Genomic DNA, 13,620 nt, shown 5'->3' on the forward strand with positions numbered 1-13,620 from the left:
GCCGCTCTCCCAACGAGTATTCAAGAGGACTCCCATGCGTCTTATCCGCATGCTGTTGCCAGTACTGGCGCTGACCACGTTCACGGCCCACGCCGACGACAAGGATGTGGCGCGTCTGACCCAATTGCTGGAAACATCGAAAACCCTGACCGCGAACTTCTCGCAGCTGACCCTCGACGGCAGCGGCACGCAGTTGCAGGAAACTCGCGGTGATATGGTTCTGCAGCGTCCGGGCCTGTTCTACTGGCACACCGAAGCGCCAAACGAGCAGACCATGGTCTCCGATGGCAAGAAAGTCACCCTGTGGGACCCGGACCTGGAGCAGGCAACCATCAAGAAGCTCGACGAGCGTCTGACCCAGACCCCGGCGCTGCTGCTGTCCGGTGACGTGTCGAAGATCAGCCAGAGCTTCGAGATCAGCGCGAAAGAGGCAGGTGGCGTGATCGACTTCACCCTCAAGCCGAAGACCAAGGACACCCTGTTCGACAGCCTGCGTCTGTCGTTCCGCAACGGCCTGGTCAATGACATGCAACTGATCGACAGCGTTGGTCAGCGCACCAACATCCTGTTCACCGGGGTCAAGGCCAACGAAGCGGTGTCGGCGTCGAAGTTCAAGTTCGACATCCCGAAGGGTGCTGACGTTATCCAGGAATAAGCCCTCAGCCCTGTAGTTCTGTGAAGGGGCTTTTGTGGCGAGGGGATTCATCCCCGATGGGCTGCGAGCAGCCCCAAAAAAGGTGACTGCTACGCAGTCAGTCGGGGATGAATCCCCTCACCACAGGGTTCTCGACAGGCTTTAAGACAATCAGAGGTTTCAACGCTACGTGATGGATCTGTTTCGCAGTGCACCGATTGCCCAGCCACTGGCCGCGCGTTTGCGTGCGACCAATCTGGATGAGTATGTCGGTCAGGAGCACGTGCTCGCTCGCGGCAAGCCTCTGCGTGAGGCGCTGGAGCAGGGTGCCCTGCATTCGATGATCTTCTGGGGGCCGCCGGGCGTGGGCAAGACCACCCTGGCGCGATTGCTCGCGGAAGTCTCGGATGCGCACTTCGAAACGGTCTCGGCGGTGCTTGCCGGGGTCAAGGAGATCCGTCAGGCGGTGGAAATCGCCAAACAGCAGGCCGGCCAATACGGCAAGCGCACGATCCTGTTCGTCGATGAAGTGCACCGCTTCAACAAATCGCAGCAGGATGCGTTCCTGCCGTACGTCGAAGACGGCACGCTGATTTTCATCGGTGCCACCACCGAAAACCCTTCATTTGAATTGAACAACGCGCTGTTGTCGCGGGCCCGTGTCTATGTGCTGAAAAGCCTCGACGAGACCGCGCTGCGCAAACTGGTACATCGCGCGCTCACCGAAGAGCGCGGGCTGGGCAAGCGCAACCTGACCCTCAGCGATGAAGGCTTCCAGATGCTGCTGTCGGCCGCCGATGGCGATGGCCGGCGCCTGCTCAATCTGCTGGAGAACGCCTCGGATCTGGCCGAAGACAACAGCGAGATGGGCACCGAGCTGCTGCAAAGCCTGCTCGGCGATACCCGACGGCGCTTCGACAAGGGCGGCGAAGCGTTCTACGACCAGATCTCGGCGCTGCACAAATCGGTACGCGGCTCCAACCCCGACGGCGCGCTGTACTGGTTCGCGCGGATGATCGACGGCGGCTGCGATCCGTTGTACCTGGCCCGGCGCGTGGTGCGCATGGCCAGCGAAGACATTGGCAACGCCGACCCACGCGCCCTGAGCTTGTGCCTGGCGGCGTGGGAGGTGCAGGAGCGCCTCGGCAGCCCGGAAGGCGAATTGGCGGTGGCTCAGGCCATCACCTATCTGGCCTGCGCGCCAAAAAGCAACGCGGTGTATATGGGTTTCAAGACTGCACTGCGCGCCGCTGCCGAATACGGTTCGCTGGAAGTGCCGCTGCACTTGCGCAATGCACCGACCAAGCTGATGAAACAATTGGGCTATGGCGACGAATACCGCTACGCCCACGACGAACCGGATGCCTATGCCGCCGGCGAAGATTATTTCCCGGAAGAGCTCGAGCCGATCCCGTTCTATCAACCGGTGCCCCGTGGCCTGGAATTGAAGATCGGCGAGAAGCTCAACCACCTCGCCCAACTCGACCGTTTAAGCCCAAGACAGCGGAGAAAATAGTGCTTCCATTGATCGTTGCGGTCTCCGTCGGCGGGATTGCCGGCACCCTGTTGCGCTTCGCCACCGGCAATTGGGTCAACGCCAATTGGCCGCGGCACTTCTATACCGCGACGCTGGCCGTTAATATCGTGGGCTGTCTGCTGATTGGCGTGTTGTACGGCCTGTTTTTGATACGCCCGGAGGTGCCGATCGAGGTGCGTGCCGGGTTGATGGTCGGCTTCCTCGGGGGGCTGACGACTTTTTCATCCTTTTCACTGGATACGGTGCGCCTGCTGGAAAGCGGGCAAGTGCCGCTGGCCCTGGGCTATGCGGCGATCAGCGTATTCGGCGGGCTGCTCGCGACGTGGGCCGGCCTGTCCCTGACCAAACTTTGATAACGAGAAACCGACATGCTCGATTCCAAACTGTTACGTAGCAACCTTCAGGACGTAGCGGACCGCCTGGCTTCCCGTGGCTTTGCCCTGGATACCGCGCGCATCGAAGCGCTGGAAGAACAGCGCAAGACCGTCCAGACCCGCACCGAAGCACTGCAGGCTGAGCGTAACGCGCGTTCCAAATCCATCGGTCAGGCCAAGCAGCGCGGCGAAGACATCGCGCCGCTGATGGCGGACGTCGAGCGCATGGCGGGCGAGCTGAGTGCCGGTAAAGTCGAGCTGGACGCGATCCAGACCGAGCTGGACTCGATTCTGCTGGGTATCCCCAACCTGCCGCACGAATCGGTACCGGTTGGCAAAGACGAAGACGATAACGTTGAAGTGCGCCGCTGGGGCACGCCGACGCAGTTCGATTTCGAAGTGAAAGACCACGTTGCACTGGGCGAGAAGTTCGGCTGGCTGGACTTTGAAACCGCCGCCAAGCTGTCCGGCGCCCGTTTCGCTCTGCTGCGCGGTCCGATCGCCCGTCTGCACCGCGCTCTGGCGCAGTTCATGATCAACCTGCACGTCAACGAGCACGGCTACGAAGAGGCCTACACGCCTTATCTGGTCCAGGCCCCGGCGCTGCAAGGCACCGGTCAGCTGCCGAAGTTCGAAGAAGACCTGTTCAAGATCGCTCGCGAAGGCGAAGCCGATCTGTACCTGATCCCGACGGCCGAAGTGTCGCTGACCAACATTGTGGCCGGTGAAATCGTCGACTCGAAACTGCTGCCGATCAAGTTCGTCGCCCACACCCCGTGCTTCCGCAGCGAAGCCGGTGCGTCGGGTCGCGACACTCGCGGCATGATCCGTCAGCACCAGTTCGACAAGGTTGAAATGGTCCAGATCGTCGAGCCGTCGACTTCGATGGAAGCGCTGGAAGGCCTGACCGCCAACGCCGAAAAAGTCTTGCAACTGCTGGGTCTGCCTTACCGCACCCTGGCGCTGTGCACCGGCGACATGGGCTTCAGTGCCGTCAAGACCTACGACCTCGAAGTGTGGATTCCGAGCCAGGACAAGTACCGCGAAATTTCGTCGTGCTCCAACTGCGGCGACTTCCAGGCCCGCCGCATGCAGGCGCGTTTCCGCAACCCGGAAACCGGCAAGCCTGAGCTGGTACACACTCTCAACGGTTCGGGTCTGGCGGTCGGTCGTACGCTGGTGGCGGTGCTGGAAAACTACCAGCAGGCCGACGGTTCGATCCGCGTGCCGGACGTACTGAAGCCGTACATGGGTGGCCTCGAGGTCATCGGCTAAATGAAATATCTGCCGCTGTTTCACAACCTGCGCGGCAGTCGTGTGTTGGTGGTCGGTGGGGGGGAAATTGCCTTGCGCAAATCCCGCCTGCTGGCCGATGCCGGTGCGCTGCTGCGGGTGGTCGCACCTGAAATCGAAGCGCAACTGCGCGAACTGGTCAGCGCCAGCGGTGGCGAATGTCTGCTGCGTGGTTACGTGGAAGCGGATCTGGACGGTTGCGGGCTGATCATCGCCGCCACCGACGACGAAACGCTCAACGCTCAAGTCTCCAGCGATGCCCATCGGCGTTGCGTGCCGGTCAACGTGGTCGATGCGCCGCAGCTGTGCAGCGTGATCTTCCCGGCGATCGTCGATCGCTCGCCGCTGATTATTGCAGTGTCCAGCGGCGGCGATGCGCCAGTGCTGGCGCGGCTGATTCGCGCCAAGATCGAAACCTGGATTCCCTCAACCTATGGCCAATTGGCCGGACTGGCCGCACGTTTCCGCAATCAGGTGAAAAACCTGTTTCCGGATGTGCAGCAACGTCGCGGTTTCTGGGAAGACGTGTTTCAGGGCCCGATTGCCGACCGACAACTGGCCGGACAGGGTAATGAAGCCGAGCGGCTGTTACAGGCCAAGATTGATGGCGAAGCGACCGTCACCACCGGAGAGGTGTATCTGGTGGGGGCAGGGCCGGGTGATCCGGATCTGCTGACCTTCCGCGCCTTGCGCCTGATGCAGCAAGCCGACGTGGTGCTGTACGACCGCTTGGTCGCTCCGGCGATTCTTGAGCTGTGCCGTCGCGATGCCGAGCGCGTCTATGTCGGCAAGCGTCGCTCTGATCATGCGGTGCCACAGGATCAGATCAACCAGCAACTGGTGGATCTGGCCAAGGCCGGCAAACGCGTGGTGCGCTTGAAGGGCGGCGACCCGTTCATCTTCGGTCGCGGCGGTGAAGAGATCGAAGAGCTGGCAGCCCACGGGATTCCGTTCCAGGTGGTGCCGGGGATCACGGCGGCCAGCGGTTGCGCGGCGTATGCCGGGATTCCGCTGACCCACCGCGATTACGCGCAGTCGGTGCGCTTCGTCACCGGCCACCTGAAGGACGGTTCCACCGATCTGCCGTGGGCCGACCTCGTCGCCCCGGCGCAGACGCTGGTGTTCTACATGGGCCTGGTGGGCTTGCCGGTGATCTGCGAGCAGTTGATCAAGCACGGCCGCAGCGCGGATACCCCGGCGGCGTTGATCCAGCAGGGCACCACAGTCAATCAGCGAGTCTTCACCGGCACGCTGGCCGACCTGCCGCGTCTGGTGGCGGAGCATGAAGTGCATGCGCCGACACTGGTGATCGTCGGTGAAGTGGTGCAGCTGCGCGAGAAACTGGCGTGGTTCGAAGGGGCTCAGGCGCAGGTCTGAAAACGAGTTGCCCTCATTCGCGAGCAAGCCCGCTCCCACATTGGATTTGTGCATGACACAGATCCAATGTGGGAGCGGGCTTGCTCGCGAAGAGGCCCTCAAAAACACCGAATCAATTAACCCCGCCGCCAAACTCCTTTCCCGCTCAGCCGCTCCCGATCATGAGCGATGGTGAAATCCTGCTTCGGCCCCTTCGGCACAATCCCCGTCGGATTGATGGTCTTGTGGCTACCGTAGTAGTGGTTTTTGATGTGCTGAGAATCCACCGTCTCGCCAATCCCCGGCCACTGATACAGCTCACGCAGCCAGTTCGACAGGTTCGGGTAATCGGCAATCCGCCGCAGATTGCACTTGAAGTGCCCGTGGTACACCGCATCGAAGCGAATCAGCGTGGTGAACAGTCGCACATCGGCCTCGGTCAGGTATTCACCCGTCAGATAGCGATTGGCGCCCAGCACCCGTTCCAAGTGATCCAGCTCGGCAAACACCTCATCGAACGCCTCTTCATAAGCCTGTTGCGAGGTGGCAAAGCCGGCGCGATACACACCGTTGTTCACCGCCGGATAAATCCGTTCGTTCAGTGCATCAATCTCGCCGTGTAACGGTGCCGGGTAGAAGTCCAGTTCGTTACCGGTCAGGTCATCGAAGGCGCTGTTGAACATGCGGATGATTTCCGCCGACTCATTGCTGACAATGCGCTTGAGCTTTTTGTCCCACAGCACCGGCACAGTGACACGGCCGGTGTAGTCCGGCGTGTCGGCGGTGTAGCGCTGATGCATGAAGTCGAAGTGGTCGAGCTTGTCGCCGGTCGAGCCAAGGGTTTGGTCGAAGGTCCAGCCGTTTTCCAGCATCAGCCAACTGACCACGGACACGTCGATCAGGCTTTCCAGACCTTTGAGCTTGCGCAGAATCAGCGTGCGGTGTGCCCACGGGCAGGCGAGGGAAACGTAAAGGTGATAGCGCCCGGCTTCGGCGGCGAAACCGCCTTCACCGCTCGGCCCGGGCTGGCCATCTGCGGTGACCCAGTGGCGACGCTGCGCCTGTTCGCGCTGAAAGGCGCCGTCCTTGCTGCTTTCGTACCACTTGTCCTGCCAGTGGCCGTCGACGAGTAAACCCATGATCAAGACTCCTGAATCCAATAAGCGTTGGAGCCGAGTCTATTCCGATGAGTTCGAACAAAAAGCGCAAAGATCGGGCGTCGATGATCGGTTAAATCGATTTGTTACGCGCCGCCCAGTATTGCTCGGCGGTTGCGAACGCCTGCTCGCGACTTTGACCGAGACCGCGCAGGGCCAAGGCCATGGTCGAAATCAGGGCCATTTGCGGATAGCTGTCGACCACCTCGCCGCGCCACACAGCCTTGAGATGTTCGACGTCCAGCGAGGCCGGTTTGACGTGGCGCTGGCTCGACAGCTGCGGCCATTCCTCGTCCCAGCTCTCGCCGCCCCTGGTGCCGTAAAGATGGCTGTCGGCATCCGGGTTGATCTCGATTTCGCCGCCATCGCCCTTGACCACGATCGCCGTGTCGCCGAGCAGACCGCTGGCCTCGCGATGCACCGCTTGATAGCCCGGGTGGAAAATACTTTGCAGGCCACAACGGGCGCGCAGTGGATTGAGGATGCGTGCCAGCGAGTGAATCGGCGAGCGCAGGCCCATGGTGTTGCGCAGGTCGATCATCTTCTGCAACTGTGGCGCCCAGTCGATCAGCGGCATGAACGCCAGACCGCCGTGGTCCAGCGCGCTGCCGACTTGCTGCCAGGTGCGGCACAGCGGGATGTTCAGCTCGCCAAGCAGTTGTTCGGTGTACAGACGTCCGGCGGTGTGCGCGCCGCCGCCGTGCATGAAAATCCGCACGCCGTTTTGCGCCAGGCACTTGGCCGACAGCAGGTACCACGGCAGATGGCGTTTCTTGCCGGCATAGGTCGGCCAGTCCAGATCGACATTCAGCGTTGGCGCTGACAGGCGCTCGCGCAAGGCTTCGGTGAAACCGGCCATTTCCTCCGCGCTTTCTTCCTTGTGCCGAAGCAGCATCAGAAAGGCGCCGAGCTGGGTGTCTTCGACTTTGTCGTCGAGCACCATGCCCATGGCTTCCCGCGCTTCTTCACGGGTCAGGTCGCGGGCGCCGCGTTTGCCCTTGCCGAGGATCCGTACGAACTGCGCGAACGGGTGCTCGGCGGGCGTTTCGAGGGTCAGCGCTGGAAAGTCGGTCATAAGCAATTCGTCGGTTTGGGCAGGCCCGCCAGTTTCGCGGCGAGTTTGGCAGGGGTGCCTTTGAACAGTCGGTTCAGGTGCAGGCTGTTGCCTTTGTCCGGGCCGAGTTTGAGTGCGGTGTACTTGATCAGCGGGCGGGTGGCCGGCGACAGCTGGAATTCTGCGTAGAAACTGCGCAGCAGTTCGAGGACTTCCCAGTGTTCCGCGGTCAGTTCGATGTCTTCAGCGACGGCGAGGGCGCTGGCAACGTCATGAGACCAGTCGTCGAGGTCGACCAGAAAGCCGTCCTTGTCCAGTTCGATGGCGCGGGCGCCGACAGTCATCGAGTTCATAGCCAACTGTTGACCTTGTCGTGGTGGATCGACAGTTCGACGAAGGCCGGGTAATCGATGGCTTCGGCCCAGTCGGGAGCAACGATGGCACGGGCCTGCAGGTCTTCGGCGAGGGCGAATAGCTTGCCCCGGCGCTCGTTCAGCGTGGCGAATGGCGCAGTGCCCGGTTGCAGGGCGTAGACCGCGTCGCCGGATAACAGTAAGGCGTCGGCAGCGCCGATCACGCGCAGGCAACTGCTCAGGCGATCATCGCCGAACGGGGAATGAGACAACACATGCAAAGTCGACATCAGAGGGTGATCACCTGGTCGTAACGGTCAATAAGGGCGGTGATTTCGCTGGCGCCGAGCGGCTGCGCTTCGTCCAGCGACAGCGTGCTCAGGCCACGGGCGCTGGCGCTGTCGGTGCAGTAGAACAGTTCTTCAACGCCGAACATCGGCAGCGCCTGCAGATTGGCACTGAGGTCTTTCTGTTGCAGGGCCTTGGCGTTCTGTCCGGCGGCCAGTTGCAACACGCCATCGTCGAGAAACAGCAGGCCGATCGGCAGATCGAACGCGCCGCCAGCCAGGACGATGTCCAGCGCTTCGCGGGCGCCGGGGCCGGACCATGGCGACTGGCTGCTGATGATCAAAAGGGATTTGGCCATTTCACGCGCCTCCGAAACAGATCAGTCGATCGGCGTCCTGCACCGCGTCGTGCAACTGGCCGAGGCCGGACAACTCCCACGGCGCGCTGACCGCGACGGCATCACGCTGGTAGCGTTTGGCTTCTTCGTCATTCAGCACGCCACGGCGCAGGGCGGCGGCGATGCACACCACGCCGTCCAGTTGCTGCTCGCTGATGAACGCGCGCCACTGTTTGGGCAGGTCCAGTTCGTCCTGCGGGGTGACCACCGCGTCGGAGGCGTTGTAGACGCCGTCCTGATAAAAAACAGCCGGACAATCTCATGCCCGCCGGCCAGCGCAGCCTGCGCAAACAGCAGGGCACGGCGCGAGGAGGGCGCATGGGCGGCGGAAAACAGCGCAATGGCGAACTTCATGACGGACTCGATCAGCAAAACTGCGGCCATGATAAAGCTTTATGAAGGCAGCCGCGAAACCAAGTGAAGCACATGCCCTCTGTGGGAGCGGGCTTGCTCGCGAAGGCGTTGGGTCATTCGACACATCTTTGACTGATGCACCGCTTTCGCGAGCAAGCCCGCTCCCACAGGATCGTATTTCAGCGCGGCATATAGCCCAGTTGCCAACGCCGCGGAATGCTCAGGGACAGCACGCCCAGCACCGCCGCCAGCAAGCCGCTGGCGAACAATGCCCGAAGTCCGAAATGATGTTCCAGCACTGCGCCGAGTATCGCGCCGATGAACATCCCGCTCCACGGCACCAGTTGCACCCGCCAGCCATTACGGCGTTCGCCGAGCATCCAGCGCCCCAGTCCACGGCCGAACCGCGACAGCGCTCCGGTCACGTACGTCAGGCCCACTGGCAGGCCATTCACTTCCTCGACCGCCGCGTTGAGCATGCCCATCGCGATGATCGCCGCCAGCAGCGCCGGCAGTTGCGTGTCGTACGGCCATGCCGCCGCCAGGCAAAGCAGGGTGGCGATGCACAGCAACAAGGGCAATGTGCGCCGACCACCGAGGCGCCCGATCACGATCCCCAAGGCATTACCGATCACGAAGGTGACGACGAGGATGATCAGGCGCAAAGTCAGTCCGAGGTCGCCGTCACTGATCGCCACCGCCAGCCGCGTGGTATTACCGCTCATGAAAGAAACGAAATCGCCGCTGGCCATGAAGCCGATCGCGTCGGTCATGCCCGCCAGCACTGACAGGCTGGCCACCAGCGCCAGACCGATGCGCCCGCGCCATTTCTGCCGATGCAGATGCCCGGAGGTGGCGCGGTGAGTCGAAGTGGAGGGCAGCATCGGCGACGATATCCTTCAGCGGCGTTTACGGTTCCAGCCCATACAGATCGCAGTAATCCTTCCAGCTCATGTGCGCCATTTCCGCTACCTCGCGATGCACCTCCATGCGCTGGGCCTGATACTCCTGGGGCGATGCAGCCGTGAGTCGCAAGGTCAGTTCCCAGGCGAACAGCCCCTGATTTTCCGCCTCGGCCTCGAAGGCTTCGTGCAGGCGTTCTTCACGATACTGCGCCGGGGTTTCGCCTTTGGCCTGGGCCAGCAGCGGATTGAGATGATCGAGGGATTCGCGCAGTTCGGGGCGCGCGTCGAGAAACAGTTTCAGGGCTTGTTCATGTCGCTGGTCGGTGGGCGCCATGTGTGTTCCTTGTGAGGCTGATGACCCTAGGGTGCCGGAGCGGCCGTCGCATGTCGCGCTATAAATGCAGTAAAGCAGAACGATTTTGCCTGTTGCGGTGATACAGTCCGCTTTTTTCTGAATGAGCGAATGCAATGCGAATTCTGATGGTAGCGCTGGCCGCGACCCTGCTGGCTGGCTGCGCGGGTTCGGTGATGGACGATTCTCGCACCAAAGCCCCGTACAAGGTTCTGACTTCGGACAAGCCGGAGAAAGTTGTCGCTCAGTGCGTACAGTTCGGCTGGCAGGACGAAGCAGTGTTTGGCGTGGACGCCGGAGCGTATCTGCAACCGGGCAAGAAGGGTGGCTCGACGGTGTACACCCGTTCCGCAGAGTCATTTGTCGACGTGACCAGCGATGCGTCGGGAACCGTGCTCAACTACTACGCGCAGAAGGACGATTTTGTTGCCAAGCGCCGGTTGGCGGCGTTGGCGACCTGCCTCTGATCATGCGTTGAAGCGGCTGCCGTTATCGCCAGCAGGCTGGCTCCCACACTGGATTTGTGTTTGCCACCGATCCTGTAGGAGTGAGCCTGCTCGCGATGAGGCCAATGAATTCAACCGATCAAGCGCTTCTGGAAATAATGCCGGCTATGCCCCGGCGGGTAATCAACGATCTCGCCAAACTGGCTGAATCCCAGCTTCTGGTAGAACGCCGGCGCCTGAAAATCGAAGGTGTCCAGCCAGATGCCCAGGCAGTTCTTCTCCTTGGCCAGATTTTCCGCCATGGCCATCAGTTCCGAGCCGATGCGTTGCCCGCGACCCTGTTCCGGGACGCACAGCAACTCGATGTACATCCACTGGAAGATCACCCGGCCGTACAAACCGCCGAGAATCGCGTCGTGTTCATCGCGCACCAGCAGGGCGAAAGGTTCAGATGTGGAACCACCGGTCCGGGCGTCGTTATACGCAATCAAAGGCTCGAGAATGGCTTTGCGCTGTTCTTCCGTAGGGTTCTGCGACAGCTCGATTCGCAACGTCATGTGCAACTTCCTTGTGAGATGAACCGCCAGCCTATCCTGCCCGGGGAGCGTCTTCCAAGTCCTTCCTCATCCCTTTGGAACCGCCGCTGTCGCGCCGGGGTCTAGCTTTTACAGCGTCATTCCGAACGCGGTTGATGAGGATCCCCCATGAATATTTTCGAAGCCCTTCGCGAAAGCCACGACCGCCAGCGCAGTTACGCCAAAGCCCTGGTCGAAACCAGCGGTGATACTCCGGAGCGGGTTGAGGCCTACAAACAGCTCAAGGCTGAACTTCAGGCCCATGAAACCGCCGAAGAGCGGCACTTCTACATCCCGCTGATGGAGTTCGACAACGGTGTCGACCTCAGTCGCCATGCCATCTCCGAGCACCATGAAATGGACGAGATGATGGAAGAGCTGGACGAGACCGAGATGTCCAGCCCGGCGTGGCTGGCAACGGCGAAGAAGCTCTCCGACAAAGTCCATCACCATCTCAAGGAAGAAGAGCAGAAGTTCTTCCAGATGGCCGGCAAATTGCTCGATGACAAGCAAAAGGAACAGCTCGCTGGCCAGTACGAAAAGGAGTACCAGGCGCAACTGCCATAAGTACTGAATGCCAGTTTTTGCAGTGTCGGCGTGTAGGCCTTTGGCCATGCGTTGGGTGGGTCTTGTCGTAATAAGCTGTATATTCATCCAGTGTTTTCGGCGTTTTTGACTTGAGACGCCGATCGACTGCGACAAAACCGCCGATGGACAAAAAAACCACCTCCGTTAGCTTGAAGGCCTCTCCTCGGACAGGAGAGTTCTTAAATCAACGGAGTGAAAAACATGAATCAACCACACGCTCAAACCCAACTGCGACACGGTCGCGTCACCTCTCCAGCCAGCCGCGGTGCGGTAGCCATCGAGCAAGGATTGCTCGGTGCCTGGCAGGTCAACGAAATGGAAGGCGGCAAGAACTTCCCGGCGCTGACGGCAGGACCTTTTCCTGCTCCCTATGGCAGCGACAGTGACAGTGTCACGCCGCCCGCCGACGGTTACATCCTCAGCGGTGGCAAGACCGATGCCCGTGACTGCGTGAACTTCACCGACGAGGAAATGAGCAAAAAGCTCAATCGTCCGTTCAGCTGGCCACTGCTCAGTGTCACCCCGGGCCAGACGCTGGAAGTGAAGTGGGAATACACCGCGCCACACACCACCCGTGGTTATCGCTGGCTGATCACCAAGGATGGCTGGGATCCGAAACAGCGTATTTCCCGTGCACAACTCGAAGCGCAGCCTTTCGCCGAAGACTTCTACACTCAAGTGCCGTATTACAGCTATCCGGGGGAATTGAAGGCCAAGGTCAATCATTCGGTGAAATTGCCGGCCACCAAAAAGGGCCGTCACGTCATCGTGCTGATGTGGATCGTCGCCAACACCGGCAACGCGTTCTATCAGGCGTTCGACGTCGACTTCAAATAACGGCGTTACGCTCAACTCACAGGTTCTGAAGGATTAGAACATGTCAAATATCGACTTCACGCTAGTGCAAAACCAGGCGGCCGACGCGGCCTCGCTGATGCCGAGCATCGCCGGCAAAAAAATACTCATGGGCTTCTGGCACAACTGGCCGGCGGGTCCAAGTGACGGCTATCGTCAGGGCCGCTTCGCCGAAATCGCTCTGGAAGCGGTGCCTAAGGAGTACAACGTGGTCGCGGTGGCGTTCATGAAGGGCAGCGGGATTCCAACCTTCAAGCCGTACAACGTCTCCGATGCCGAGTTCCGGCGTCAGGTCGGCGTGCTCAACAGCCAGGGGCGGGCGGTGCTCTTGTCCCTGGGTGGCGCCGATGCGCACATCGAGTTGCGGGCCGGACAGGAACAACCACTGGCCAATGAGATTATCCGTCTGGTGGAAACCTACGGCTTCGATGGGCTGGACATCGATCTTGAACAGAGCGCGATTGATTTCGCCGCCAACAAGACCGTGCTGCCGGCCGCGCTGAAACTGGTCAAGGATCACTACGCAGGCCAGGGCAAGCACTTCATCATCAGCATGGCCCCGGAGTTTCCGTACCTGACCACCAATGGCAAATACGTCGGTTACCTGCAGGCACTTGAAGGCTATTACGACTTCATCGCGCCGCAGTTCTACAACCAGGGCGGCGACGGGGTCTGGGTGCCGGAAGCCAATAATGGCAATGGTGCGTGGATCGCGCAGAACAACGATGCGCTGAAAGAGGACTTCCTCTATTACCTGACCGAAAGTCTGGTGACCGGCACCCGGGGCTTCACCAAAATCCCGGCGGACAAATTCGTCATCGGCCTGCCGGCCAACGTCGATGCGGCGGCCACCGGTTACGTGATCGACAGCACTGCCGTCGGCAATGCGCTCAAACGTCTGGCGATCAAAGGGCTGCCGATCAAGGGCCTGATGACCTGGTCGGTAAACTGGGACAACGGCGTCAGCAAGGATCGCGTGCCGTATGGCTGGGAATTCAGTCGGCGTTATGGACCGCTGATTCACGGAGCGAAAACAGCGGCACAGGAAACGGATGACACGTTGTCGCGCGTCGCCCGTTAGCAGCAATTAAAGAGCCCGGTA

At 60.8% G+C, this 13,620-nt stretch carries 17 protein-coding genes and 2 pseudogenes; 10 read left to right on the top strand and 9 right to left on the bottom strand.

Going from position 1 to position 13,620, the window contains the following annotated elements; genetic code table 11:
• Nucleotides 1-34 precede the first annotated feature (34 nt).
• The 5 genes from lolA to cysG all read left to right on the top strand — a co-directional run bounded on the left by lolA (nt 35) and on the right by cysG (nt 5,215).
• Nucleotides 35-655 (top strand): outer membrane lipoprotein chaperone LolA, encoded by a 621-nt coding sequence (gene lolA / locus ACOYXI_RS02065; protein WP_007966612.1) that lies wholly within the window; start codon nt 35-37, stop codon nt 653-655.
• Nucleotides 656-827: 172 nt separating this feature from the next.
• Nucleotides 828-2,150: a replication-associated recombination protein A gene (locus tag ACOYXI_RS02070; protein ID WP_003223849.1), complete on the top strand. Its 1,323-nt coding sequence runs from the start codon at nt 828-830 to the stop codon at nt 2,148-2,150.
• On the top strand, nt 2,150-2,524 hold the full coding sequence (crcB, locus tag ACOYXI_RS02075; protein WP_027614675.1) for a fluoride efflux transporter CrcB: 375 nt from the start codon (nt 2,150-2,152) through the stop codon (nt 2,522-2,524). The genes ACOYXI_RS02070 and crcB overlap by 1 nt, the downstream gene beginning before the upstream one ends.
• 15 nt (nt 2,525-2,539) lie before the next feature.
• Nucleotides 2,540-3,820: a serine--tRNA ligase gene (serS, locus tag ACOYXI_RS02080; RefSeq protein WP_003223852.1), complete on the top strand. Its 1,281-nt coding sequence runs from the start codon at nt 2,540-2,542 to the stop codon at nt 3,818-3,820.
• Nucleotides 3,821-5,215, top strand: coding sequence for a siroheme synthase CysG (gene cysG, locus ACOYXI_RS02085; protein WP_098968159.1), 1,395 nt, complete (start codon nt 3,821-3,823; stop codon nt 5,213-5,215).
• A 116-nt stretch (nt 5,216-5,331) separates the two neighbouring features.
• Here the strand turns inward: cysG and ACOYXI_RS02090 are convergent, their stop codons facing one another.
• The 6 genes and pseudogenes from ACOYXI_RS02090 to tusD form a co-directional block, all read right to left on the bottom strand.
• Nucleotides 5,332-6,333, bottom strand: coding sequence for a glutathione S-transferase family protein (locus tag ACOYXI_RS02090; RefSeq protein WP_461674218.1), 1,002 nt, complete (start codon nt 6,331-6,333; stop codon nt 5,332-5,334).
• Between the two features lie 91 nt (nt 6,334-6,424).
• Entirely contained in the window at nt 6,425-7,426 is a 1,002-nt protein-coding gene (locus ACOYXI_RS02095) for a glycosyl transferase family protein (protein WP_461674219.1), read from the bottom strand.
• Nucleotides 7,423-7,758, bottom strand: coding sequence for a TusE/DsrC/DsvC family sulfur relay protein (locus ACOYXI_RS02100; protein ID WP_098968162.1), 336 nt, complete (start codon nt 7,756-7,758; stop codon nt 7,423-7,425). Before ACOYXI_RS02100 ends, ACOYXI_RS02095 begins: the two co-directional genes overlap by 4 nt.
• Complete coding sequence (gene tusB, locus ACOYXI_RS02105; RefSeq protein ID WP_461674220.1) at nt 7,755-8,048, bottom strand: sulfurtransferase complex subunit TusB; 294 nt, start codon at nt 8,046-8,048, stop codon at nt 7,755-7,757. Before tusB ends, ACOYXI_RS02100 begins: the two co-directional genes overlap by 4 nt.
• Nucleotides 8,048-8,404 carry a sulfurtransferase complex subunit TusC gene (tusC, locus tag ACOYXI_RS02110; RefSeq protein WP_461674221.1) on the bottom strand — a complete coding sequence of 119 codons (357 nt, stop codon included), beginning with the start codon at nt 8,402-8,404 and terminating at the stop codon, nt 8,048-8,050. The genes tusB and tusC overlap by 1 nt, the downstream gene beginning before the upstream one ends.
• Before the next feature lies 1 nt (nt 8,405).
• Nucleotides 8,406-8,740, bottom strand: a pseudogene (tusD, locus tag ACOYXI_RS02115) (sulfurtransferase complex subunit TusD).
• On the opposite strand from tusD, the gene ACOYXI_RS02120 reads away from it, so the two are divergent.
• On the top strand, nt 8,705-8,842 hold the full coding sequence (locus ACOYXI_RS02120) for a hypothetical protein (protein WP_461675585.1): 138 nt from the start codon (nt 8,705-8,707) through the stop codon (nt 8,840-8,842). The pseudogene tusD and the gene ACOYXI_RS02120 overlap by 36 nt on opposite strands.
• Nucleotides 8,843-8,976: 134 nt before the next feature.
• On the opposite strand, the gene ACOYXI_RS02125 is transcribed toward ACOYXI_RS02120, so the two are convergent.
• Entirely contained in the window at nt 8,977-9,681 is a 705-nt protein-coding gene (locus ACOYXI_RS02125) for a YoaK family protein (RefSeq protein ID WP_027614683.1), read from the bottom strand.
• Between the two features lie 25 nt (nt 9,682-9,706).
• Nucleotides 9,707-10,036, bottom strand: a complete 330-nt coding sequence (locus ACOYXI_RS02130; RefSeq protein WP_135296916.1) for a DUF6388 family protein — start codon at nt 10,034-10,036, stop codon at nt 9,707-9,709.
• A gap of 134 nt (nt 10,037-10,170) precedes the next feature.
• Here ACOYXI_RS02130 and ACOYXI_RS02135 point away from each other — a divergent pair, with 134 nt between their 5' ends.
• A complete protein-coding gene (locus tag ACOYXI_RS02135) occupies nt 10,171-10,521 on the top strand; it encodes a hypothetical protein (protein WP_097088098.1) in 351 nt (116 codons plus the stop codon).
• Nucleotides 10,522-10,631: 110 nt separating this feature from the next.
• Here the strand turns inward: ACOYXI_RS02135 and ACOYXI_RS02140 are convergent, their stop codons facing one another.
• Complete coding sequence (locus tag ACOYXI_RS02140; RefSeq protein WP_135295449.1) at nt 10,632-11,057, bottom strand: GNAT family N-acetyltransferase; 426 nt, start codon at nt 11,055-11,057, stop codon at nt 10,632-10,634.
• Between the two features lie 147 nt (nt 11,058-11,204).
• Between ACOYXI_RS02140 and ACOYXI_RS02145 the strand changes: the two genes are divergently transcribed.
• The 3 genes and pseudogenes from ACOYXI_RS02145 to ACOYXI_RS02155 all read left to right on the top strand — a co-directional run.
• On the top strand, nt 11,205-11,642 hold the full coding sequence (locus ACOYXI_RS02145) for a hemerythrin domain-containing protein (protein ID WP_027614687.1): 438 nt from the start codon (nt 11,205-11,207) through the stop codon (nt 11,640-11,642).
• Between the two features lie 222 nt (nt 11,643-11,864).
• Entirely contained in the window at nt 11,865-12,500 is a 636-nt protein-coding gene (locus tag ACOYXI_RS02150; protein ID WP_461674222.1) for a lytic polysaccharide monooxygenase auxiliary activity family 9 protein, read from the top strand.
• 40 nt (nt 12,501-12,540) lie between these two features.
• A pseudogene (locus ACOYXI_RS02155) lies at nt 12,541-13,563 on the top strand (chitinase); the annotation flags it as partial.
• Nucleotides 13,564-13,620 lie beyond the last annotated feature (57 nt).

The organism is Pseudomonas sp. G3-19 (genome assembly GCF_054855875.1).

Bases quoted from the DNA above. Each gene is read 5' to 3' on its own strand.
- lolA (WP_007966612.1), top strand. From the start codon at position 35: ATGCGTCTTATCCGCATGCTGTTGCCAGTACTGGCGCTGACCACGTTC.
- ACOYXI_RS02070 (WP_003223849.1), top strand. From the start codon at position 828: ATGGATCTGTTTCGCAGTGCACCGATTGCCCAGCCACTGGCCGCGCGT.
- serS (WP_003223852.1), top strand. From the start codon at position 2,540: ATGCTCGATTCCAAACTGTTACGTAGCAACCTTCAGGACGTAGCGGAC.
- cysG (WP_098968159.1), top strand. From the start codon at position 3,821: ATGAAATATCTGCCGCTGTTTCACAACCTGCGCGGCAGTCGTGTGTTG.
- ACOYXI_RS02090 (WP_461674218.1), bottom strand. From the start codon at position 6,333: ATGGGTTTACTCGTCGACGGCCACTGGCAGGACAAGTGGTACGAAAGC.
- ACOYXI_RS02095 (WP_461674219.1), bottom strand. From the start codon at position 7,426: ATGACCGACTTTCCAGCGCTGACCCTCGAAACGCCCGCCGAGCACCCG.
- ACOYXI_RS02100 (WP_098968162.1), bottom strand. From the start codon at position 7,758: ATGAACTCGATGACTGTCGGCGCCCGCGCCATCGAACTGGACAAGGAC.
- tusB (WP_461674220.1), bottom strand. From the start codon at position 8,048: ATGTCGACTTTGCATGTGTTGTCTCATTCCCCGTTCGGCGATGATCGC.
- tusC (WP_461674221.1), bottom strand. From the start codon at position 8,404: ATGGCCAAATCCCTTTTGATCATCAGCAGCCAGTCGCCATGGTCCGGC.
- ACOYXI_RS02120 (WP_461675585.1), top strand. From the start codon at position 8,705: ATGCCCGCCGGCCAGCGCAGCCTGCGCAAACAGCAGGGCACGGCGCGA.
- ACOYXI_RS02125 (WP_027614683.1), bottom strand. From the start codon at position 9,681: ATGCTGCCCTCCACTTCGACTCACCGCGCCACCTCCGGGCATCTGCAT.
- ACOYXI_RS02130 (WP_135296916.1), bottom strand. From the start codon at position 10,036: ATGGCGCCCACCGACCAGCGACATGAACAAGCCCTGAAACTGTTTCTC.
- ACOYXI_RS02135 (WP_097088098.1), top strand. From the start codon at position 10,171: ATGCGAATTCTGATGGTAGCGCTGGCCGCGACCCTGCTGGCTGGCTGC.
- ACOYXI_RS02140 (WP_135295449.1), bottom strand. From the start codon at position 11,057: ATGACGTTGCGAATCGAGCTGTCGCAGAACCCTACGGAAGAACAGCGC.
- ACOYXI_RS02145 (WP_027614687.1), top strand. From the start codon at position 11,205: ATGAATATTTTCGAAGCCCTTCGCGAAAGCCACGACCGCCAGCGCAGT.
- ACOYXI_RS02150 (WP_461674222.1), top strand. From the start codon at position 11,865: ATGAATCAACCACACGCTCAAACCCAACTGCGACACGGTCGCGTCACC.